This is a genomic window from uncultured Campylobacter sp., assembly GCF_905373215.1.
In the GTDB taxonomy this organism is placed as follows: Bacteria; Campylobacterota; Campylobacteria; order Campylobacterales; family Campylobacteraceae; genus Campylobacter_B.
In genome coordinates this window covers 1-20,008 of record NZ_CAJPRT010000026.1, presented here as the reverse complement: position 1 = coordinate 20,008, position 20,008 = coordinate 1, and the positions used below count along the sequence as shown (strand labels likewise).

The window sequence follows — 20,008 nt, the reverse complement described above, 5'->3', positions numbered from 1 at the left end:
AGCGCGTACAGCGCCTTTTGATTATGAAAAAATCGCCCGCTGATGATCGGCACGCCGAAGCTCGCCGCCTCGATCGGGCTGTGTCCGCCGATATTGCGCAAAAAGCTGCCGCCCAAGATCACAACATTTGAAATTTTATAAAAGTTCGCTAGCTCGCCGAAGGCATCAAGCAAGATAAAATCGCTCGCAAGCCCAGCGCTCGCGCTAAATCGCTCAAAGCTAAGTCCGTGCTCGCGCGCCCAAGTCTTGCAAATTTCACGTACCTTTTCGAAGCGCTCCGGATGTCTCGGCGCCAGGATAATTTTTAGCTTTTGCGGCGCGGCAATCGCAAGCGCTGCATTCGGTGCGGTAGAATTTAAAGACGCGCCGTTTAAAGGCGCCGTATTCGGCACGGCGGACGAAGCGTCGCTTGAGCTCGCCGCATCCAAAGAAGCTGCGTTTAAATTTACCGGCTCAAGCGAGCTCGTCTTGCCGCGAAGCTCAGCCGCAGGCAAGCTTTTATCGCCGCGGGCACCCGCTGCGTATGGGTCTTTTTCGGGCATACTCTGCGAGCCGTGAAATTTTATAAAATCATTTAAATTTGATAAAACAAGCTCCTCTTCGCCCTCGTGAGTGTTTGAGATTGTAAGCACGAAGCTATTTGCGGTCGCGGCGGAATAGTCTTTCGTCGCAACGGCGATATTCGCGCTTTTTATGTTGCCCGCGACCTTTATATTTTTTGCGCCGAGCTCCCGCAGCCGCGCCGCATCAAGCTCGCTTTGCGCAAGCACCAGATCGATATTTTCAAACGCTTTGCGATAATAAAGCTTAAAACGCAGATAGCTCGCGTACGAGCGGTCGCTAATGCGCGCGTTTAGCAGGATCACGTAGCTTCCGCGCGATTTAGCGGCACGGATCAAATTTAGCCACAGCTCCGCTTCGAAAATCACCAGCACGCGGCTGCCCGTAAGCCAAAATGGAAGCCAGTTTTCAAACGGCAGGTAGCGAGAGTTCGGCGTGAGAGCGCGCGCCGCGTCAAAGCCCGTCTGCGTGGTCGTGCTAAGCGCGACGCTATCAAATTTAGAAATTAGCGGCGCAAGAGCGTTTACCTCGCCCAGGCTACAAGCGTGAAAATGCACCGCAGCGGGGCTAAATTTAGGATTTTTGTATAGAAAAAATCGCGCCTTCAGGCTCGTGCGGTATTTTTTTTTAAAGCTTAGGATAAAAATAAAAGGCGCAGCTGCAAGCCACGCCAAAAACGCCAAGGTGGTGTAGATCACTCGGCTTCTTTATATAAAATTCTGCCGCAATACGGGCAGGTTACGATGTCGTCGCTTTTGATGACCGCAGAATAGGTCTTGTCGCTTATACGCATAAAGCAGCCGTAGCAGGCCTGTTTGCGCACCGGCGAGACCGCCGTATTGCCCGCCCACTTGCGGATCTTTTCGTAGAATGAGACGGTTTTGGGGTTCATCGCCTGCATTAGTTTATCGCGCTTGGCGTAGATCGCGCCGCGAGCAACCTCGACCTCGCCCATCTCGGCGCTTACCTGCTCTTGCAAGCTTTTTAGCTCGGCTTCAAACGCCTCTTGCTTTTCACTCTGCTCTTTTACGAGCGCCTCCTTTGCGGCTACGATCTTTTCTAGCCTTTCGATCTCCTCGTTTGTGGCTTCGAGCTGCTCTTTTGCGATATCCTCTTCGACGCTAAGGGCCTTGATCTCTTTTTCGGTCTTTGCCGCGCCGCTTTTTTTACCCGTGCTTTTTAGCTTAGACGAAAAGGCGCTCAGCTGCGCGTTTGCTTGTAAAATTTGAGATTTTAGCTCAGCGATCTCCGCATTTAGAGTTTCGATCTGTTCCTTTGCGCCTGAAATTTCGCCGCTTTTTTTGCTTAGTTTCTCCTGCGCGGCCTCGATTTTAGGCTTAAATCCGTCCAGCTGCTTATCGAATTCGCAAAGCTCTACCAATTGGCTTAAATATTTGTTCATCTTCTTCCTTTAATAATACGTAAATGGATTTTTCTGCTCGCTTATTATAACTTCAATTTCGCTTTTTTGCAAGAAAGGTGCGAGCGCGCGCCCAAAATAGCGCTCACTTTCAAAATGATTTATATCGATCAAACTCACGCCGTTTTCTAAATTTTGAAGCGCCGCGTGATATTTTATATCGCCCGTGATGAAGCAATCCACGCCTAAGCTTTGATTTAGTTCGCTTCCGCTACCGGTGCAAAGCGCGATATTTCGGATGAAATTTTTCGTCTTTACGGCGCGCAGATGCTCGATGCCAAGCTTGCGTTTTATATCCGCACACAGAGCCTCAAAGCTCAAATCCGCGCACATGAAAACCAAAAATTCTCGCTCATCCGTAATTTCAAATTTTAAAATTTCGCGCGCTACGAATCCGTTTAAAACGTGCTTGTCAAAGTTCGTATGCATCGCGATGAGAGAGATGTTTTTGCGGATCATCTCATAGATCAAATTTGCAGGATAGAGCCGCGGATCAAGCGATTTTAGCGGACTGAAAATCAGCGGGTGGTGCACCACAAAAAGCGAGCCCGCCTCCGCCTCGCGCACCAGCTCGCTAGTAACGTCGAGGCTTAGATAGATTTTTGAAATTTCATCATCCAAGTTTCCGAGCATTAGCCCGCTATTATCCCATGCCTCCGCGTCGCAAAATGGCGCGGCGGCGTTTAAAATTTCATAAATTTCGCCCGTTTTCATAAATTTTACTTTGCGCTTTTATCCGCTTTATCCGCGGAATTTTGCTTGCCGTGGGCGTTTTTTAAATTTACGCCTGCCGAGTTTGCGTCCGCCGCGCCGCCCTCTTTACCGCCTTTTTTATCACCGCACGTTGCGGCGTCCAGCTCGGCGACGTATTTTTGCGGATCTGCGTAGCAAAGCGCGCAGTTTTTGGCAAGATCGCGGATCTTTAAAATATAATCCTGCCTCTGCGTGACCGAGATCGCTCCGCGCGCGTCAAGGACGTTGAACGTGTGCGCCGCGAGCATGCAGTAATCATACGCAGGAAGCGCCAGGCCGTGCTTTAGGATGCTTTTGCACTCGCCGAAACAGTTTTCAAACTGACTAAAAAGCATCGCGGTGTCCGCAAGCTCGAAGTTATATTTGCTGAACTCAAACTCGCCCCTTTTATGCACGTCGCCGTAGGTTACTAGCCCCGCCTTGTCGTCCCAGACGATGTCGTAAACGTCGTCTTTGTTTTGCAAATACATCGCCAAGCGCTCAAGCCCGTAGGTGATCTCGCCGCTAATTAGCTCGCACGTAATGCCGCCTACCTGCTGAAAATAGGTAAACTGCGTCACCTCCATGCCGTCTAGCCAAACCTCCCAGCCAAGCCCCCAGGCCCCTAGCGTCGGGCTTTCCCAGTTATCTTCTACGAAGCGTATATCGTGGCTTTTAAGATCTAGCCCCAGCTTCTCTAGGCTTTTTAGATAGAGCTCTTGGATATTATCCGGGCTCGGTTTTAAGATCACCTGAAACTGATAATACGCGCCCAAGCGGTTTGGGTTTTCGCCGTAGCGCCCGTCTGTGGGGCGACGCGAAGGTGCGACATATGCCGCGCGCCAAGGTTTGCTTCCTAGACTGCGCAAAAAGGTAGCCTGATGATAGGTGCCTGCGCCCGCGGGCATATCGTAGGGCTGAACGAGCAAGCAGCCCTGCTCGTGCCAGTAGTTTTGAAGCGTCAAAATAATCTGTGAAAACGTCATTTTTATCCTTTTATCGATATGTAAATTTAAATTTTATCTTCCAAAGAGCTTTTCAAAGTCCGTTTTAAAGGCTCTTTGAAGTTTTGAGCTTTCAAAAAATTTCCAAATTCCGGTCCAGATTCGCCAGCTCTCGTAGGCTCGTTCGCAAAATCAAAAACCGCGCAATCGCCTGCTTCGATACGTAATTTATCGCCGGTTTCATCGCGCTCATTTTTGCAGCACTGCTTCGCGGATTTGCAAGCTTCGTTGTGGTTTTCTTTATGGTGCTGTTCCTTCGAGCAAGTGCCTATTAGCACGGAGTATTCGCCCTGTGCGCCGTTTTCATAATCGTAATATGCGGCGTAAATTTCGTTTTTCTCGGCGCTGCTTCTGCTAGCGTTAAATTTTAAAAACTCGCCCCACAAATTTGCGATCACCCCTCGCCCACTCATCTCATCTGCGTTATTCGTGCGAGCCTTTAAGCCGCAAATTTCAAAGCTCTCGCGTAATTTTAAAATTTTCAAAGCCTAGCCCTCAAGCAGCACTTCGATCTGCTCGGAGTCCTTTTTCAGCGCCTCCGCTTTTGCCGCGCGATCCGCCTTTAGCTTCGAGCTTAGCACCTCGTCGCTTAGAGCTAAAATTTGCACCGCCAGATACGCTGCGTTTTTCGCGCCTGCCTTGCCGATCGCAAGCGTCGCGACGGGGATGCCCGCAGGCATCTGTACGGTCGAATACAGCGCATCTACGCCGCTAAGCGCGCTACCGCCGAGCGGGACGCCTAGCACCGGCTTGGTCGTATTCGCAGCGACCGCGCCGGCAAGATGCGCCGCCATGCCCGCCGCGCAGATGAAAACCTGCGCGCCCTTTTTCTCGGCGTCCGCGACGTATTTAGCCGTACGGGCGGGACTTCGGTGCGCCGAAGATACGATCATCTCGTACGGCGCGCCGAATTCGTTTAAAATTTTAGCCGCCTCGTAAACGACCTCGTAATCGCTCTTTGAGCCCATTATTATAGAAACAAATTTCATTCCATCTCCTTTCTTAAAAAGCAAAACTCCGCGAGCTTCGCAGGCAGCTTAATCTCATTTAGATTGCCGCTGTGAATCTCGCTGAATTCCTTACCGCTGCGGCTTTGCAGCTTCTTAAATTTTAAATATGGCTTGCCGTCAAGCTCAAAAATTTCGCCGATTTCATTATCGCAAGGGTAAATTTCAAAGCCGCGCGGAGCAAAAATTTCATAGCTCTCGCCGGGTAAAATTTTATCCTTGACGCTTATAAACTCGCCATCCTGCGAGATCGCGCAGACCTGATGCGTGCCAAGTTCGATGCTGCGGTCTAAATTTTGCGTATCGGCGCGCTCGTACGGGTGCTTTATCAAATATCCGTCGCTAAAACCGCGGTTTTTAAGCGTCGCAATCTCGCGCTCGTAAACACGGGCTTCAAATTTATCGCTCGCAGCATCGTCGATCGCCGCGCGGTAGGCGTTCGTAGCGCACGCGACGTAGTATTCGCTTTTAGTGCGCCCTTCGATTTTGAAGCTATCGATCGCGCCCGTTTGCATGATCTTTTGCACATGTGAAATTAGGCTAAGATCCTTCGCGTTCATTACGAAAGTGCCCTCCCCTTCACGCTCTTGTAAGCGGAAAAGTGCGCTGGTTTCGGGATTTTTCGCGTAAAGCTCGTAGTTAAATCTACAGTCGTTCGCGCAGCTTCCGCGGTTGCTGAAGCGTCCGCTTTGCACCGCGCTAACAAGACAGCGCCCGCTGTATGCGAAACACATCGAGCCGTGCACGAAAATTTCGATCTCTAAGTTTGGAATTTTATCTTTGATCTGCACGGCGTCTTTGAGCGTCATCTCTCGCGCCGCGACGATGCGAACGGCGCCCAGCTCCGCCCAAACCTGAGCATCGAGATAGTTTAGCACGTTAGCTTGAGTAGAGACATGAATCGGAATTTCGGGAGCTATTGCTCGCGCGAGGTTTGCGACGCCTAAAGTGGCGATTAAAATTCCATCCACGCGCAGATCGCGAAGAAATTCCAAATGCCTTTCGATGTTTCCTAGCTGGCCGTTGGTCGCAAAGCCGTTTACGGTCGCATAAAGCTTCTTGCCACGCTCGTGCGCGTATGCGACGCCCTGCGCGAAGCTCTCCTTGCTAAATTCCTTCGCGCTTCGCTGGCGCAGCGAAAATGAGCCGGTGCTTGCATACACGGCGTCCGCGCCGTAAGCCAGGGCGATTTTTAGTTTCGTTAAATTCCCAGCAGGAGCTAAGAGTTCGGGTTTTTTCAAATACATTCCTAGTGATTTTTTAAGCGCGATTTTACTACAATTTAGCCAAAATTTTATTTAAGGAGCAGTTGATGCGAGCCGATCTACACAACCACACCTATCTTTGCAACCACGCTAGCGGCGAGCCGCGACAGTATTTGGAAGCGGCGATCGCACGAGGCATAGAAATTTTCGGCTTTGCGGATCACGCGCCGATGAACTTCGATCAAAAATACCGAATGAGCTTCGAGCAGATGGAGTTTTACGAGCGGATGATTAGGGATCTGCGAGATGAGTTTAGCGGGCAGATCGACGTGCGGCTGGGATACGAGGTCGATTTTATGACGAAACGGGAACTAATGGATGAGCGGATTTTCGCGCGCGAGGTTGATTATCTCATCGGCTCGGTGCATTTTTTAAACAACTGGGGCTTTGATAACGAGGAATTTTTAGATCAGTGGAGCGGGCGCGAAATAGACGACGTTTATCGCGAATACTTTGCGCTGATCTGCGCGCTGTGCAAAAGCGGCAAATTTGACATTTTAGGGCATATGGATCTGATTAAAATTTTTAAATTTACTCCGAAAAAAGATATTCGAGTTTTGGCAGGCGGCGCGATAAACGCGATCAAAAAAAGCGGCATCGTCGTGGAGCTAAACTCCGCCGGGCTTCGCAAGCCCGCAAATGAAATTTATCCAAGCGACGCGCTTTTGCAGATGCTAGCGGATGCGGATGTGCCAATCACGCTTAGCTCGGACGCGCACTCGGTAGCTCAAGTGGCGTTAAATTACGATAAAATTTACGCCAAAGCGCGCGAGTTCGGCTACGAGCGGATCGCCGTTTTCAAAAATCGCGAGCGGCAGTTCGTAAGTCTGGCGTAAATTTACGGCGGCCGCCTTTAAATTTAAAAAGGCGCGGACGGCAAGAAATTTTAAAATTTCAAAAGCTTCGGCGGCGCAAAATTTTAAAAATCGCGGCGCGCAAAACGGCACAGATAAAGTCGAATTTCAACTAAATAATGTTAAAATCCGCCGTTAAATTTAGCCCGAATACGGGCGGAAAAAAGGAAAAAATATGGGAAAATTTGTTAATGACGTGAAGGAATTTTTTAAATTTTGCGATGAGAACGAGGTCGAGTTCGTCGATTTTCGATTTACCGATCTAAAAGGCACCTGGCACCACGTCGCTTACAACTACAAGCGCTTGCCGAAGGACTTCGCCGACGGAATTCCATTTGACGCGAGCTCGGTAGCGGCATGGCAGCCGATCGATAAATCCGATATGATGCTAAAGCCCGACGTAGGGACGGCGTTTTTAGATCCATTCACCGCTGACGTTACGATCATCGTCATCTGCGACGTTTATGATATCTACAAAAACGAGCTTTATGAAAAATGCCCGCGCTCGATCGCCAAAAAAGCCGAGCAGTTTCTGCAAACTACGGGTCTTGGAGATACCTGCTATTTCGGGCCGGAGAACGAGTTTTTTGTTTTCGACGACGTAAAGATCATCGACGATATGAACTGCGCGATGTTTAAGGTGGACACCGAAGAGGGGCATTGGAACAGCGGCAAAAACTACAAAGACGGCTTTAACAGCGGCCACCGCCCGGGCGTAAAGGGCGGCTACTTCCCCGTCCAGCCCGTCGATTCGATGGTCGATCTACGCGCCGAGATGCTAAAAGTGCTTGAACAGATCGGGCTTGAGACCTTCATCTGTCACCACGAAGTAGCGCAAGGACAAGGCGAGATCGGCGTTAAATACGGCACTCTCGTCGAGGCTGCCGACAACGTGCAAAAATACAAATACGTAGTAAAGATGGTCGCGCACCTAAACGGCAAGACCGCGACCTTTATGCCAAAACCGCTCTACGGCGATAACGGCAGCGGAATGCACGTGCACCAATCGATCTGGAAAAAGGGCAAAAACACCTTTTACAAAAAGGGCAACTACGCAAATTTAAGCGACGCGGCTAGATGGTATATCGGCGGCGTGCTAAAGCATGCGCGCAGCATCGCGGCGTTTACGAACCCGAGCACCAACAGCTACAAGCGCCTGATCCCGGGCTTTGAGGCGCCGTCCATTCTAACTTATTCGAGCCAAAACCGCTCCGCTTCGATCCGCATCCCTTACGGCAGCGGCGAGCACTCGGTGCGCGCGGAGATGCGCTTCCCAGATAGCACCGCATGCCCGTATTTGGCGTTTGCGGCGATGCTGATGGCGGGCATCGACGGTATCAAAAACAAAACCGAGCCGGTGGGGCCGATGGATGAGAATTTATTCAAGCTGCACCTGGATGAGATCCGCGAGCGCGGCATCGAGCAGCTTCCGCACACGCTTCGCGGCAGCCTAGAGGCGGTAATCCGCGATAATGAGTATCTGCGCCCGATAATGAGCGAGCTTTTTATCGAGACCTATCAGCATTTTAAATTTGAAACGCAGGTTTGGCCTTACGAGGCGCGCCCTACGCCGTTTGAGTTTGCGACGAATTATTCGTGCTAAGACGGGCTTATTTTATGCCGCGCCGCCCGGTTTTTACGAGACGGTGCGGCATAGAGCCTTGGAATTTTAAAATTTCGCCGCGCAAGAGCTTTTAAAATTCTACCGCATGCGCGAACTTAAATACCGCCCGTGAAGCTTCAACTCTTTTACTCTAAACGCGAAATTTTATACTTTCTGCTCATTTTGTTTGGAATTTTATCGATAAACCTAGGCGTGAAATTTTATGAATTCAGAGAATTCCGCGCGAGAAACTACGCCTTTTACGACGCGCAAATTTTAAATGCCTACGCCAAAACGAACGAGCGCGGCCGCACCTACACGGTGCTAAAGCTCAAAACGGCGGATTTTACCCTCTACACAACTGCCGGGCTCGGGCGGGAATTTCACCGCTTCGCGCGCGTAAATATCGGCATCGTAACGAAAAACGTAAAATTTTTAGATTTTTTAAAGCAGCGCTTTTACGCGCCAAATTTTAAAATCGGAGGCGAGACCGCGCCCTCTGGGGCAAAATGGCGCGCGATAAGCTTCGTTCGCGCCCAACACGAAGATGAGATGACGGCAGATCTTTACTCCGCGCTGTATTTTGCGACCGAGATTTCAAAACCGCTGCGCGCTAGCGTGACGAACTGGGGCATAGCGCACATCATCTCGATCAGCGGCTTTCATCTGGGCATTATCTTTAGCACGGCCTTTCTGCTCGCAATGCCGATCTACCGCTATTTTCAGGATCGCTACTTTCCGTACCGCAGCGCTAAGCGCGATCTTAGCGTCTTTGTGATCGTGCTGATGAGCGGATATCTCTTCGTGCTTGATTTCACGCCGAGCTTTCTGCGCTCGCTTGCGATGTGCTGCGTAGGGTTTTACCTAGCGATGCGAAATTTCTACGTACTTAAATTTACGAACCTTTTTCTCACCATCGCGCTTCTACTCGCGTTTTTCCCGCACTTAGCCTTTTCGATCGGATTTTATTTCTCCTGCCTCGGCGTACTGTATATCTTCCTCTACCTGCACCACTTCGCGCCAAAATTTAAGCTCTGGCAGAACGTCATACTTTTTAACCTCTACGTTTGGCTCAGCATGAACGTGGCGGTCTATTATTTCTTCCCGACCGCTTCGTTGCAGCAGCTTAGCGTCATGCCGCTGGGATACGTGTTTGTGATCTTTTATCCGCTAAGCATATTTTTGCATCTATTCGGGCTCGGCGGCGCGCTCGATACGCCGCTGCTTGCGTTTTTAAACTTTGCGCTACCGAGCTTTCAGGCGCAAATTCCGCCGCTTCTTTTCGCGCTCGCAAACATCTGCGCGCTTGCTGCGATAAAGCTTCGCTACGCAGCGCTTGGTTGCGCGATAATCGGAATTTCGCCGATATTTTTTATAACGTAGCGCGCGAAAATTCCAGCGGGAATTTTATCCGTTGGAATTTTATGCTAAAATCGCGCTTCAAATCTCACAAAGGATCAAAATGTTTATTGCAAACCTCACCTACGTTAAAGAAATTAGCGAAGTCGATCGCTTCATCAACGAGCACAACGCGTTTTTAGACCGATTTTATGCGGCGGATAAATTTATCTGTTCGGGGCGCAAAGTCCCTCGCACCGGCGGCATCATCTTAATCAACGCCAAAGACCGCGCGGAGCTTGATGAGATCATCGCGCAAGATCCGTTCTTTCAAAACGGCGTCGCAAAATACGAGATCATAGAATTTGCGCCGACGAAATTTGCGCCCGAGTTTTGGCGACTTTTCGGCGAATAAAAGACGCGGGTTAAATTTTAAAATTTGCGTGCGAGATGAAATTTTGACCCGAATTAAAAGCCGAAACGCGGCGGCAAATTTAGATAAGCTTAAAACTGAAATTATGCAAAAACGGCTAAATTTAAAGGAGATCGGGTGCTGATAAAACTGCGGCTCGCAACGCCGCAAGATGCGGACGCGCTGCTTGAAATTTACGCGCCTTACGTAAAGCAAACGGCGATTAGCTTCGAATACGACGTGCCCGGCGCCGCGGAATTTGCGGGGCGAATCGAGCAGACGCTGCAAAGATACCCATATCTGCTCGCTTACGTAAGCGACGAGGCGGCATGCGCGGACGACGAACGGAATGAAAATTTTAAAATTTCTGCGAGTGCGGCGGGCGCAGAGAATGAAATTTTGCCCGCAGACGAGGCGCGAAATTGCGCAAGCGGTACAGTGAAACAAAATGGCGCAAATTTAAAACCGGGCCAAATCCTCGGCTATGCCTACGCTTCGGCTTTCAAAGAGCGCGCGGCATACGATTGGTCGGCGGAGAGCTCGGTTTATGTGTCGCAAAACGTGCGCGCTTGCGGTATCGGCAGGCTGCTCTACGAAGCGCTAGAGCGCGCGCTCAGAGCTCAAAACATCGCAAACATGAACGCTTGCATCGCTTGCGGGGATGACGAATACTTAAACGACGCTAGCGTGCGATTTCACGAGCGAATGGGCTTTTGCTTCGTCGGAAAATTCGAGCGCTGCGCCTATAAATTCGGCCGCTGGTACGATATGGCGTGGATGCAAAAGCCGATCGGCGCGCATCTGCAAAATCAGCCCGCGATGAGGCCCTTCGCGCGTTTTAGAGATGAAATTTGCGCGAGCACGGGCATTGAAATTTAATTTAAAGGAAAAACTTTGACCCATTTTATCATTGACGACGAAAATATCGACGTAGATAATATTTTTGACGTCGTAAATCTAAAAGAGGGCGACGAGCTAAATATCGTCTCCAACACCGCCAAAAAGATCGGCGCCTTGACCCTTGCGCGCCTATCAAAGATGGGCGTTAGCATAGGCGAGGTCTTTACGATCGGCAAGCAAAGAAAGGACTTCGCCGATAAGATCATCGTGTTTTTGATGGGCAAACTCTGCGGGCAGGAGGGCAAGATCGGCATCGTCAGCAACGACAAATTTTACGACGACGTGATAGAATTTTTTAATAATCTAAACTACCGCAAAAATCCGAAATTTGAAAAGATCAGCCTAGCCTCGCATGCCGCAGGAGCGGGTACAAAACAAAGCAAAACAAGTAGCGCGGCAGAGAAAAAAACCCAAAAAGCGGAGCCGAAAGCTACAAAGCAGGAGCCAAAGGCCCAAAAACAAGGGGTAAAAACCGCAAAACAAGAGCCTAAAACCGCGAAGCAGGAGCCGAAGGCTGCACAACAGGAACAAAAGGCTGCAAATTCCAAAATCGCCAAAGCGGACATTGCCGCGGCAGAGGCGCTGATACCCCAGTGTGTGAGCCTGCAAGCCCTCTATGCCGCGTGCGTCGCAAAGCTCGGCAGAGCCAAAGGCTGCGAAGCCTACCGTGAGATCAAGGACGGCGCGCGAGCGCAATACGCGAGCATCGCCTACGATAGCGACCTAAAAGACGGCGCCGTAAGGCGAAACGCGATCAAGCTCTACCGCGAAAGCGGCGGCGATATGGCGGAATTTCACAATAAGCTGACGAGCGAATACAAACACGCGGGGCCTGAAATTTACAAAGAATTTAAAGAAAAACTCGTCGGAAAGATGATCTAGGCGCTTCGGCACTGGGGTTTGAGGCGCAGCGATAGTATGCGTCGCGACGTAGCGGCAAAGCGTGGCCTGGCGGCGTTAAGATGCGTCGTTGCGGCGCGCGGCATGGTACGGCGCAGCATAAATGAGCCCGAAATGAAACTATTTGTTTGCGCGGCGTGTCGTCTTATTTTTGCTGTATATAACCAAGCAGAGCCCAGGCGCTTAGACATAGTAGCAGAGTAAAGATATATAGGATAAATTTCATTCTGCTAAGTCTAATCTGGATTTAATCATAATTAAAGTTATATGGTTTGTAGCCGAAAATATGCAAAGTTTTTAAGGCTAGCTCTCTGACTTCTACCCATGATTTATTATGATAGACTAGGTATTCGTAACCGTCTGCCTCTAATAAGCTGCGGTTATTAAAATTTTTATCTATAAGTTCCATAAGCACCATTAGTGCATCCCTTTCGTATGGCAGGAAACAAAATTTAAATTGTTCCAATAAGGCATTTTTACATTCGGTATATAAAAATTCTACCATTTCCGATGGGCTTTCGTAATATTCAACTGCAGGATGTATCAAATGATCAACTTGATATTCCAAATAAGCCATTCGACATAGACTAACCATAAGCCCGCTTTTCCTAAATATCTCTTTTCCGTTAATTTGCATTTGGGTTTCCTTTTTATTTAAGTGCTGTCTCCGTGAGTTTAATATAGGTCAAAGTCACCTAAATCATATCCGAAAATATGCAAGGTCTTTAAAGATAGCTCTCTAACCTCTATCCAGGATTTATTGTGATATACCAAATACTCACCTATGCCTTCTAATAGGCTTTGATCTTTAAAGTATCTATCTATGAGCTCCAAAAGTTCTCTTAGCGCATCCCTCTCGTATGGTAAGAAGCAAAATTTAAATTGCTCCAATAAAGCGTTCTTGCATTCGGTATATAAAAGTTCCGCCATTTCCGAAGGACTTTCGTAATGTTTAGCCGTAGGATGAACGATATATTTATCTTGATGTTCCAAAGAAGCCATTCGAGTTAAATGGAACATAAGATCGCCCTTTTTAAATATCTCTTTTCCGTCAATTTGCATTTAAATTTCCTTTTATTGGGATATGGGTTCCGTTGGTTTTGGATTTTAAATCCCCGCGCTCATAAAAATCATCAAGAGTGAAACCAAGTATATTCAGTAGTCTTAATGACTTCTCCATTATCTTTTTCCAAATTTCAGACATATTATCATATATCTCATCGTAGTCATATTTGCTATAAAAATAATCGATCATTTCTTTATACTCTGCTATGGCTTTTAGTTCTATTTCTGTAAATAGAAATTTGTATTCCGGTCTCTGGGCTATCTCTAGAGGATTATATACATATTCGACTAATTCGCCCGGTGTTGCATATTCATCGATAGTGGAATTATCTATATATCTAATCTGATGTTTTCTCGATGCAAGACAATATAAAGGCTCGACGATAAAAGCCTTTTGTGCATTATTTTTCTGCATTTGGGTTTCCTTTTATTGGGATATGAGTTTGCCCGCATTATATCGTAATATATTTTTAAAATTCTCGCAGAAATTATCATTTTATAAAACTACTATTTTAAAAGCGCAATTTGTTTTAAAGCCTTTTTCGCGTACTCCCTTAAATCCTCTTCACTTAATGGATCACCTACTGTATCATCACCCCTCAACTCTTCGTCTGGTTCGAATTCATCGATATCGGTAAGAAGCCTGTTTAGCGGCTCATAATATTCATCGGGGAAATTTTTATCATTCATAAATTTATCCCAATATATCTTTTCGAATTCAAATACGTCGATTCTATTTTGCAAAAAATCCTCTATTATTTTTATATATTCCTCTATCACAATGAGCCTTTTTGGATATATTTTAATCGCCCACTGCCCTAATACTTAGAATCGACCATAAATTACTATCGACATTCACGCCTTCGCATAAATTTTTTATAATTGTTAAGTCGTTAGAGGAAATTTTTATATCATATTCATACATTTGAACTAAAAAATCTTCCAGCACTATACCATATTCTCCAGCCTTGACCAGTTCTTCCAAATAAATTACAAAGTCGCGCCGACCGACTCTGGCAAATTCATCTTTGTAATTACGGAATAAATTTAAAAATATCAAATCGTTGTATCTCATTTGCTGCTTTCCTTAAATTTATTTCTCATCGCCGCTTCATAATCTTCTAGCTTCGAATTTCTATTTGAATATCAAGCAAGTCATCGTTATCTGGGTATTTGGCGGTCTCCGAGAGCGTAAATTTTATTACACTTAGCAGCTGTTTAGCCAAATCACTGTATTTTTTCTTAAATGCATTAAAATTTAAGAAAATTAGCTTTAAATCGTCTCGAACGCCTTGCTTATTTTTTAAACCGTATCGTGAGTTTTCCTCTTTTTCCTCGATATATTCGCTATAGCTTTCCCACCCGTCTTTATCTTTATATTGCTCCCACTCTTCCTCGCTATATTCTTTCCATTCCTTAAATCGTAGAAACCAAAAGAAATCCGCGAATGCACCAGGGCCGATACGTAGCGGTAAAGACAGCTTTTCGGATAAATATGAGTATAACTTATGCTCTATTTCTTTGGGACAATAATCATGCCATTCATCAATATATCTTCTGTCTTTTTGCAACTCATCAAAGTCAATCACTACTTCTGTCATTTTCTCCCCCTACTCTTTAATCCTATCTCAAAGAAATTTCTGACCACTTTACGGCGCGGCGTGATATTTCATAAATTTTAACACCGAAAGCGTTTTTAAAATATCATTACTTTTGTCTTATAATTGTATGTAAATTTAATACTACAAATTCATAAAGCTAAAATTAAAATTGCTTAAAAATGCTATCGTCGATATCGCTTACATTATAACCCATAAAATTTAAAAAATCTTTCGCTTCTTTACGTAGTTCTTCCCAAAGAGGCGTTTTATATATATCTTCATTGGGAAGACTTTTTATCTTGTCTCTCATTGCTTCACATCGCTTTAATTCATCTTGCGTAAATTCTTCCTTAAATGATTGCGCCTCTATGCAGGCACTACTTAGGTCCTCTAACAATTCTTCCGGCGATGTATATACATCAGCATCTGCATCGGCATTATCAATATACTTGGTTTGAAATTCAATTGACGCTAAAGCAAAAAGTGATTGCAAAAGTGCTTTTCTTCCTCTTGCCATTTTATTCTCCTAAATTTTATATCCCGTACCACTTCGTTACATTTCCTTCTTCGTCGATACCAACCTCTATGTGTTTGTATTTATTGTAAAGGCTCGGAATCAAAATTTCATCATAATATTTTTTGCCGCATTCTGTGATAAACATATACATATTATGATGGTACCACCGATTCGGCTCCTCCCAAAAAGCGCAATCTGCGTAAATATAATTTTTTAGAGGTTCGTATGGGCGGGCTATAAATTTATCTAAATTATAAAAGAAATTATCTCTTAAAATTTTCCATTCTTCAAATTTTCTCATATTTAAATTTATATTAGCGCTATTTTTATATTTTATGTCGGTATCTATGAAATTATTTAGATAAAACTGCCCAAAGAGCATTATTAAAATATCTCTTACATTCTCATCGCATAAACTAAAATTATGAATTAATGTGCTGGCGATAGAGTCGGTCTCATAGACTTCGGTGCTTTTCATTAGGCTAAACGCCTCGAGCTCATAAAAATCCAGCGATCTTTTCCCGCTTGCGGCTTGAAAATCTTTAAAAATCTTAAATCTAAAATCTTCCGCTTCGCTAAAGAAATAGACATATGGGTTTAAATTTAAATCAAGCGCTTTTACTCTCATTTTATACCGTCCAAATTATTGTTTTTCGCATTTTAGCATTGTTTTGCATAATAAGCTCTTCCTTGCTGAGTTTCAGTCACACAAAAGTATTTGCTATTTACATCGACCGGCTCATAATTTTTATCATCTCTTAAAATATTTAAAATTTCAGATTTATCGCGTATCTCTTTCATTTCTGTATCATAACCCCAATTTGAACTAAACAATCCTATATACCCTTGCTCGTATAAGAACAATAAAATTTCTTTCGCCACTTTAAGCGAATTGGCAACGTTAATAGAATTTAATTCCCAAACGATCTCCCATAAAGAGATATAATCGCCATCTTCGACTATTCCCGATAAAATAGTTAAAATCGTCTTTTTATTCATTTAAAACCGCATTCCCAAATCAAGTCTAATTGAAGTCATAGCTAAAGTCATCTAAATCATAACCAAAAATTTGGATTGTTCTTAGAGCTAATTCTCTGTCCTCTATCCAAGACTTATTTTCATATACTAGATAGTCACCATCTTCTTCGCTTTTCAATAAACTCCCGTCTCTAAAGTATTTATATATAAGGTCTACAAGCTCCCTTAATATCTCTCTTTCATAGGGCAAGAAGCAAAATCTAAATTTATCGCTTAAAGCTCGCTCGCATTGGTTACATAATACTTCTGCCATTTCCGACGGATCTTCATATTCGTCGATTGTGGGATGAATAATATATTTATCCTGATATTCCAAAGAAGCCATTCGCCACAGATGAAACATAAGACCGCCTTTGTAGAATATCTCTTTTCCGTTAATTTGCATTTGGGTTTCCTTTTATTGGGATGTGGGTTTCATCTAGCATTCTAAACTCGTATATTTTAATAAAATTTTCGGTCTTATATACAACTCTATCTGTACCATTCTGTCTATAGCAAAATTTTGTCCTATTTCTATAAATTCGCCATCTTTATTTCTTCTAATTTTTAAGGACTCGATGCATTCGGCGGTAAATTCCACAGCCGTCTTTCCGCCTGTTTTTATAGTAATTTCTACCCATCCCTCGACTATGCAATATGTAAATATTAACCCGTCTATTTCGAACGTATATTTTCCAATATCACTATCTATTTCATCCGGATAAAAACCCAAAAAATCACTCATCTCTACCGTATCGGGGTATGTTTTTATATATGTCATTTTATGCCTTCCTTTGGGATGGTAGTTATAAATTTTATACTTTAATCATGCCTAGAAAATAAATTTCATATAATTACATATACCGAGCTTTGATTAAATTTAGCCTCTGAAAAATCTACGATCTTTTCATTATCTCTTAAAGTATAAAGCTCGAAATCCGCGCTCAGTCCATCGATATTATAGAAATCCAAACATAAAGCAAATCTGCTGTTCTCAATATCCATATTTTCGATCTTTTCCTTTACCAATTTCAAAAATAAAAGGCATTCTTTAATAAAATCATCTTCCTTTAAATTTGGATTTTTGATCTCCACTTCATTGATCGACCACTCAAAATCGCTTAAGCCTTGATATATTGAAGAATTAATTAAAATGTTCTCTGTTGTGGCTATTCTTTCCCTTTTAAGATTCTTGATAAAAAATATTCCTGTATCAAGATAGATCAAGCCTTCGCGCAATAGCTGCTTTAATTGCGATATTTTCAGATCTTTGATTGAGCCGCTAAGGGCAATAAATTTAATTAAATTCGGATCGGCATACAAAGTTCCTCTTTTTATCTCTCTTACTTCTTGCGCTCTGGAAAATAGCTCTTCATTATTTTTAGGCAGAAGAAAAACCGCTTTGTTCAAATTAACCTCTTTTTTATCTATCGTCACTTTTGCCATGCTGTTTTTCTCGCAAAATTTTAAAAAGTTGATTCCATATTTAATCTCGTCATTTAGCCCTATACAGCCAAAACCCTTGCTATCATGCGGATAGACGGCTAAATTTAAACTCGGAAAAACTATAAAACACCATTCGTTTATAGAATAATCATAGCACATTAAAAATTTAGCCAGCTCTTTTATATCGTCCCATTTCAGAATGTCCATTCTTATGCACATAGCGGGCAGCGGATATTCTTTATCTCTAGCCAGAGAAAAATACTCATTTTGTTCTTGCAAAATTCCAAGATCTTTAAATTTATCGTATAACGGCTTTACCTGCGAGATTGCTTTATATTTTTTGTATGCTTTATTATCACACATTAGAGCGCTTACGATAAATACTTCATCGCTATATTTTCTAAAAAAGTTATCAAATAATTTTATCGCTAAGCTTACTCCGCTTAGCCAGCCCCTGCTTTCGATCTCAAAGAAACCGATCCAGTTTTTAGAAGCACTAAAGCTGCTAAAATTTATATCGCTCAGCTTTAAACTACTATTTGTCAAATTTAATAACTTTTTCATTTCTGTCCACCGTAATTTTTGCTTTTGCTGAATTATACACCTTATTTGCGAAGCAAAGATCATTCATATTAATTTTCATAGAAAAATTTGATTTTATAAAAATTTTCATCCCCTGAAGCAACCGCCAATAATAAGCTTTTTATACGGCGAAATCTATCGAAAATATTCGGCTTTGTATCTTCTTGATATTTATACGTTTTAAAATATTCGCTTTTTGCGTCTATATCTACGTCGCGCCAACTTCCGTTTAGAAATATATCATTAGAGATAGAAATAATGCCTTGCATTATTTCTGGGTCCAACTCTTTGTTTTTATAATGCCGCAAAATCTTTTTTAAATCGGCTTCCAATTTCCAATATTCATCATCGGACCATAGATTATTATCCAAAATCATACCTATAAAGGAATTTGCATCATATCTATCATCAAATGCGGTATTTCTATAAAAATTTACAAGATTCATTGCATCAATCCTTTGGAATATACCAAAAACCGCTATTGCTAAATTCTTCTTTGAATACGATGCTGTTGCACAGAACCTTTAATCTTTCAAATCTATCATATATGCTAGGCACTACGCCGTCGCTGTTTTTCGCGCACAGCATATTGCTTACATAAATTTCTGATTTGTCCTCCACGCCGATAACATCATTAAATATCGCTAGTATTGCGATGAAAATTTCTTTTGGAAGCGTTTTGTTATGATAAAAACTCAAAATCTGCATTAAAGCTTTATCTAACTCCCAATAGTCGCAATCCGACCAAGTTTTTTGATAGATAAATTTCCCGACAAACGAATTGATGCTGAATTTGTCAGAATTCGTTGAATTTTGGTATAAAAGCTCTAAGTCCATCAATCACCGTCCTTTTTTCATTCTCTATTAAACATTTAGCCATCTTTATGGCAAATTTGCGTTTATAAAAATCGATTATTTTCTGCTTGGCGACTCTTTAGATAAAATTTTTGAATCAGGATACAATTTTTTCAAAAATTCTATCTCTTCTTGATCTAGCTCATCTAAAACCTCTTCTGTCGGTTTTTCGCTTAAAATTTTTCCATAAACTAAACTCAGTCTTTTATATGCGCGCGGGTTACCGTTCTTGTCAAATTGCCTTATTATAGCAATTCTGCACTCTTTTGTTATTTCTGAATTGCCCATAAAAAGATCTTTTATATCGCAAGAGGCACTTTGCTCTTTATATAGATAAAATATCCACGCAAATAATATTATAGCGGCGGCAATAAAGTAAATTTTATTTTTCATGAAAGCTCTTATTCTTGTTATATCCTTACTTATTTTTGGCTTTTTAGACATAAACGATCAATCATAGAATTTGCCGATTTGATTAGTGATAAAAGTGGTGTCCTGCGTTGAATTTTTACAACCCTCAGAATTCCCCCGAACACTCGATTACAGAATATCAGTATATAGTCTTTTAAAAAACTATATAAAAATATTTGTAGTCTCTTAAGGAAACTTTAAATAATAAGCAAAAATGAGTTAAGAAGTTTCAAACCTTAAGAAATTTAGCTTAAGCCTTATAGCAGCTCAAGGTTTAAAATCTTAAAGATGTTGATTAATACATTTTCACTAAATGCCTTAAGCGCCTATCTGTAAGATGTTTGTTCTTTAAGGCAGAGAACAAATAAAAACAGATAAAAGCTCAAAGCCTTCTTCGTCCTTATGAACAAGGGGATTATATTAGAAAGATCTTAAAAGCTTCTTAGCTCAAATTTATTAATCTCTTCTTTTGCTTTCATTTGCAGATAAAAAGTCAAAGGCTTAGAGGCTTCTTTAAA

Annotated in this window: 27 protein-coding genes and 1 pseudogene; 6 read left to right on the top strand and 22 right to left on the bottom strand. The window is 43.5% G+C overall.

Features of this window, described 5'->3' with window-relative positions; all coding sequences use genetic code 11:
- From QZ176_RS09370 to QZ176_RS09340, 7 genes and pseudogenes are all read right to left on the bottom strand, one after another.
- A partial coding sequence (locus tag QZ176_RS09370; protein ID WP_295153071.1) for a glycosyltransferase N-terminal domain-containing protein occupies positions 1-1,259 on the bottom strand: 1,259 nt, incomplete at its 3' end.
- Positions 1,256-1,963, bottom strand: coding sequence for a zinc ribbon domain-containing protein (locus tag QZ176_RS09365; protein WP_291939698.1), 708 nt, complete (start codon positions 1,961-1,963; stop codon positions 1,256-1,258). The genes QZ176_RS09370 and QZ176_RS09365, both read right to left, overlap by 4 nt.
- A gap of 9 nt (positions 1,964-1,972) precedes the next feature.
- Positions 1,973-2,695 (bottom strand): Nif3-like dinuclear metal center hexameric protein, encoded by a 723-nt coding sequence (locus QZ176_RS09360; RefSeq protein ID WP_295153070.1) that lies wholly within the window; start codon positions 2,693-2,695, stop codon positions 1,973-1,975.
- 167 nt (positions 2,696-2,862) lie between these two features.
- Positions 2,863-3,699: pseudogene (gene glyQ / locus QZ176_RS09355) on the bottom strand (glycine--tRNA ligase subunit alpha); the annotation flags it as partial.
- A gap of 26 nt (positions 3,700-3,725) precedes the next feature.
- Positions 3,726-4,202, bottom strand: coding sequence for a GyrI-like domain-containing protein (locus QZ176_RS09350; protein WP_295153069.1), 477 nt, complete (start codon positions 4,200-4,202; stop codon positions 3,726-3,728).
- A gap of 3 nt (positions 4,203-4,205) precedes the next feature.
- Entirely contained in the window at positions 4,206-4,706 is a 501-nt protein-coding gene (gene purE, locus QZ176_RS09345) for a 5-(carboxyamino)imidazole ribonucleotide mutase (protein ID WP_295153068.1), read from the bottom strand.
- A complete protein-coding gene (locus tag QZ176_RS09340; RefSeq protein WP_295153067.1) occupies positions 4,703-5,965 on the bottom strand; it encodes a peptidase U32 family protein in 1,263 nt (420 codons plus the stop codon). Before QZ176_RS09340 ends, purE begins: the two co-directional genes overlap by 4 nt.
- Positions 5,966-6,036: 71 nt before the next feature.
- Here QZ176_RS09340 and QZ176_RS09335 point away from each other — a divergent pair, with 71 nt between their 5' ends.
- The 6 genes from QZ176_RS09335 (at position 6,037) to QZ176_RS09310 (ending at position 11,978) form a co-directional block, all read left to right on the top strand.
- Positions 6,037-6,825 carry a histidinol-phosphatase gene (locus tag QZ176_RS09335; protein ID WP_295153066.1) on the top strand — a complete coding sequence of 263 codons (789 nt, stop codon included), beginning with the start codon at positions 6,037-6,039 and terminating at the stop codon, positions 6,823-6,825.
- 193 nt (positions 6,826-7,018) lie between these two features.
- On the top strand, positions 7,019-8,446 hold the full coding sequence (glnA, locus tag QZ176_RS09330; protein WP_295153065.1) for a type I glutamate--ammonia ligase: 1,428 nt from the start codon (positions 7,019-7,021) through the stop codon (positions 8,444-8,446).
- Positions 8,447-8,575: 129 nt separating this feature from the next.
- Positions 8,576-9,829: a ComEC/Rec2 family competence protein gene (locus QZ176_RS09325; protein WP_295153064.1), complete on the top strand. Its 1,254-nt coding sequence runs from the start codon at positions 8,576-8,578 to the stop codon at positions 9,827-9,829.
- 79 nt (positions 9,830-9,908) lie between these two features.
- The gene (locus tag QZ176_RS09320) at positions 9,909-10,199 is read left to right on the top strand and encodes a YciI family protein (protein WP_295153063.1); all 291 of its coding nucleotides are present in this window, start codon (positions 9,909-9,911) and stop codon (positions 10,197-10,199) included.
- Between the two features lie 135 nt (positions 10,200-10,334).
- The gene (locus QZ176_RS09315; protein ID WP_295153062.1) at positions 10,335-11,075 is read left to right on the top strand and encodes a GNAT family N-acetyltransferase; all 741 of its coding nucleotides are present in this window, start codon (positions 10,335-10,337) and stop codon (positions 11,073-11,075) included.
- A gap of 15 nt (positions 11,076-11,090) precedes the next feature.
- A complete protein-coding gene (locus QZ176_RS09310; RefSeq protein WP_295153061.1) occupies positions 11,091-11,978 on the top strand; it encodes a hypothetical protein in 888 nt (295 codons plus the stop codon).
- 265 nt (positions 11,979-12,243) lie between these two features.
- Here the strand turns inward: QZ176_RS09310 and QZ176_RS09305 are convergent, their stop codons facing one another.
- From QZ176_RS09305 to QZ176_RS09235, 15 genes are all read right to left on the bottom strand, one after another.
- Positions 12,244-12,633, bottom strand: coding sequence for a phytanoyl-CoA dioxygenase (locus QZ176_RS09305; RefSeq protein ID WP_295153060.1), 390 nt, complete (start codon positions 12,631-12,633; stop codon positions 12,244-12,246).
- A 38-nt stretch (positions 12,634-12,671) separates the two neighbouring features.
- Entirely contained in the window at positions 12,672-13,058 is a 387-nt protein-coding gene (locus tag QZ176_RS09300) for a phytanoyl-CoA dioxygenase (RefSeq protein WP_295153059.1), read from the bottom strand.
- Complete coding sequence (locus QZ176_RS09295) at positions 13,048-13,476, bottom strand: hypothetical protein (protein ID WP_295153058.1); 429 nt, start codon at positions 13,474-13,476, stop codon at positions 13,048-13,050. The genes QZ176_RS09300 and QZ176_RS09295 overlap by 11 nt, the downstream gene beginning before the upstream one ends.
- A gap of 92 nt (positions 13,477-13,568) precedes the next feature.
- The gene (locus QZ176_RS09290) at positions 13,569-13,841 is read right to left on the bottom strand and encodes a colicin immunity domain-containing protein (RefSeq protein ID WP_295153057.1); all 273 of its coding nucleotides are present in this window, start codon (positions 13,839-13,841) and stop codon (positions 13,569-13,571) included.
- Positions 13,842-13,863: 22 nt separating this feature from the next.
- Positions 13,864-14,136, bottom strand: coding sequence for a hypothetical protein (locus tag QZ176_RS09285; RefSeq protein WP_295153056.1), 273 nt, complete (start codon positions 14,134-14,136; stop codon positions 13,864-13,866).
- A gap of 46 nt (positions 14,137-14,182) precedes the next feature.
- Positions 14,183-14,662 (bottom strand): hypothetical protein, encoded by a 480-nt coding sequence (locus tag QZ176_RS09280; protein WP_295153055.1) that lies wholly within the window; start codon positions 14,660-14,662, stop codon positions 14,183-14,185.
- 163 nt (positions 14,663-14,825) lie between these two features.
- A complete protein-coding gene (locus tag QZ176_RS09275; protein ID WP_295153054.1) occupies positions 14,826-15,179 on the bottom strand; it encodes a hypothetical protein in 354 nt (117 codons plus the stop codon).
- A 16-nt stretch (positions 15,180-15,195) separates the two neighbouring features.
- Positions 15,196-15,807, bottom strand: a complete 612-nt coding sequence (locus tag QZ176_RS09270; RefSeq protein ID WP_295153052.1) for a hypothetical protein — start codon at positions 15,805-15,807, stop codon at positions 15,196-15,198.
- A gap of 32 nt (positions 15,808-15,839) precedes the next feature.
- Positions 15,840-16,178, bottom strand: coding sequence for a hypothetical protein (locus QZ176_RS09265; protein WP_295153050.1), 339 nt, complete (start codon positions 16,176-16,178; stop codon positions 15,840-15,842).
- A 25-nt stretch (positions 16,179-16,203) separates the two neighbouring features.
- A complete protein-coding gene (locus tag QZ176_RS09260; RefSeq protein ID WP_295153049.1) occupies positions 16,204-16,602 on the bottom strand; it encodes a phytanoyl-CoA dioxygenase in 399 nt (132 codons plus the stop codon).
- A gap of 33 nt (positions 16,603-16,635) precedes the next feature.
- Positions 16,636-16,977 (bottom strand): hypothetical protein, encoded by a 342-nt coding sequence (locus QZ176_RS09255; protein ID WP_295153047.1) that lies wholly within the window; start codon positions 16,975-16,977, stop codon positions 16,636-16,638.
- Positions 16,978-17,042: 65 nt separating this feature from the next.
- A complete protein-coding gene (locus QZ176_RS09250) occupies positions 17,043-18,206 on the bottom strand; it encodes a hypothetical protein (protein WP_295153045.1) in 1,164 nt (387 codons plus the stop codon).
- Positions 18,207-18,274: 68 nt separating this feature from the next.
- Positions 18,275-18,670: an Imm41 family immunity protein gene (locus tag QZ176_RS09245; RefSeq protein WP_295153043.1), complete on the bottom strand. Its 396-nt coding sequence runs from the start codon at positions 18,668-18,670 to the stop codon at positions 18,275-18,277.
- 4 nt (positions 18,671-18,674) lie between these two features.
- Positions 18,675-19,061, bottom strand: coding sequence for an Imm41 family immunity protein (locus QZ176_RS09240; protein WP_295153072.1), 387 nt, complete (start codon positions 19,059-19,061; stop codon positions 18,675-18,677).
- Positions 19,062-19,136: 75 nt separating this feature from the next.
- The gene (locus tag QZ176_RS09235) at positions 19,137-19,472 is read right to left on the bottom strand and encodes a hypothetical protein (RefSeq protein ID WP_295153041.1); all 336 of its coding nucleotides are present in this window, start codon (positions 19,470-19,472) and stop codon (positions 19,137-19,139) included.
- Positions 19,473-20,008: the final 536 nt, after the last annotated feature.

What these genes read in the sequence shown, in the direction of transcription:
- QZ176_RS09365 (WP_291939698.1), bottom strand. Translation starts at nt 1,963, where the DNA reads ATGAACAAATATTTAAGCCAATTGGTAGAGCTTTGCGAATTCGATAAG.
- QZ176_RS09360 (WP_295153070.1), bottom strand. Translation starts at nt 2,695, where the DNA reads ATGAAAACGGGCGAAATTTATGAAATTTTAAACGCCGCCGCGCCATTT.
- purE (WP_295153068.1), bottom strand. Translation starts at nt 4,706, where the DNA reads ATGAAATTTGTTTCTATAATAATGGGCTCAAAGAGCGATTACGAGGTC.
- QZ176_RS09335 (WP_295153066.1), top strand. Translation starts at nt 6,037, where the DNA reads ATGCGAGCCGATCTACACAACCACACCTATCTTTGCAACCACGCTAGC.
- glnA (WP_295153065.1), top strand. Translation starts at nt 7,019, where the DNA reads ATGGGAAAATTTGTTAATGACGTGAAGGAATTTTTTAAATTTTGCGAT.
- QZ176_RS09320 (WP_295153063.1), top strand. Translation starts at nt 9,909, where the DNA reads ATGTTTATTGCAAACCTCACCTACGTTAAAGAAATTAGCGAAGTCGAT.
- QZ176_RS09305 (WP_295153060.1), bottom strand. Translation starts at nt 12,633, where the DNA reads ATGCAAATTAACGGAAAAGAGATATTTAGGAAAAGCGGGCTTATGGTT.
- QZ176_RS09300 (WP_295153059.1), bottom strand. Translation starts at nt 13,058, where the DNA reads ATGCAAATTGACGGAAAAGAGATATTTAAAAAGGGCGATCTTATGTTC.
- QZ176_RS09295 (WP_295153058.1), bottom strand. Translation starts at nt 13,476, where the DNA reads ATGCAGAAAAATAATGCACAAAAGGCTTTTATCGTCGAGCCTTTATAT.
- QZ176_RS09285 (WP_295153056.1), bottom strand. Translation starts at nt 14,136, where the DNA reads ATGAGATACAACGATTTGATATTTTTAAATTTATTCCGTAATTACAAA.
- QZ176_RS09280 (WP_295153055.1), bottom strand. Translation starts at nt 14,662, where the DNA reads ATGACAGAAGTAGTGATTGACTTTGATGAGTTGCAAAAAGACAGAAGA.
- QZ176_RS09275 (WP_295153054.1), bottom strand. Translation starts at nt 15,179, where the DNA reads ATGGCAAGAGGAAGAAAAGCACTTTTGCAATCACTTTTTGCTTTAGCG.
- QZ176_RS09270 (WP_295153052.1), bottom strand. Translation starts at nt 15,807, where the DNA reads ATGAGAGTAAAAGCGCTTGATTTAAATTTAAACCCATATGTCTATTTC.
- QZ176_RS09265 (WP_295153050.1), bottom strand. Translation starts at nt 16,178, where the DNA reads ATGAATAAAAAGACGATTTTAACTATTTTATCGGGAATAGTCGAAGAT.
- QZ176_RS09260 (WP_295153049.1), bottom strand. Translation starts at nt 16,602, where the DNA reads ATGCAAATTAACGGAAAAGAGATATTCTACAAAGGCGGTCTTATGTTT.
- QZ176_RS09255 (WP_295153047.1), bottom strand. Translation starts at nt 16,977, where the DNA reads ATGACATATATAAAAACATACCCCGATACGGTAGAGATGAGTGATTTT.
- QZ176_RS09250 (WP_295153045.1), bottom strand. Translation starts at nt 18,206, where the DNA reads ATGAAAAAGTTATTAAATTTGACAAATAGTAGTTTAAAGCTGAGCGAT.
- QZ176_RS09245 (WP_295153043.1), bottom strand. Translation starts at nt 18,670, where the DNA reads ATGAATCTTGTAAATTTTTATAGAAATACCGCATTTGATGATAGATAT.
- QZ176_RS09240 (WP_295153072.1), bottom strand. Translation starts at nt 19,061, where the DNA reads ATGGACTTAGAGCTTTTATACCAAAATTCAACGAATTCTGACAAATTC.
- QZ176_RS09235 (WP_295153041.1), bottom strand. Translation starts at nt 19,472, where the DNA reads ATGAAAAATAAAATTTACTTTATTGCCGCCGCTATAATATTATTTGCG.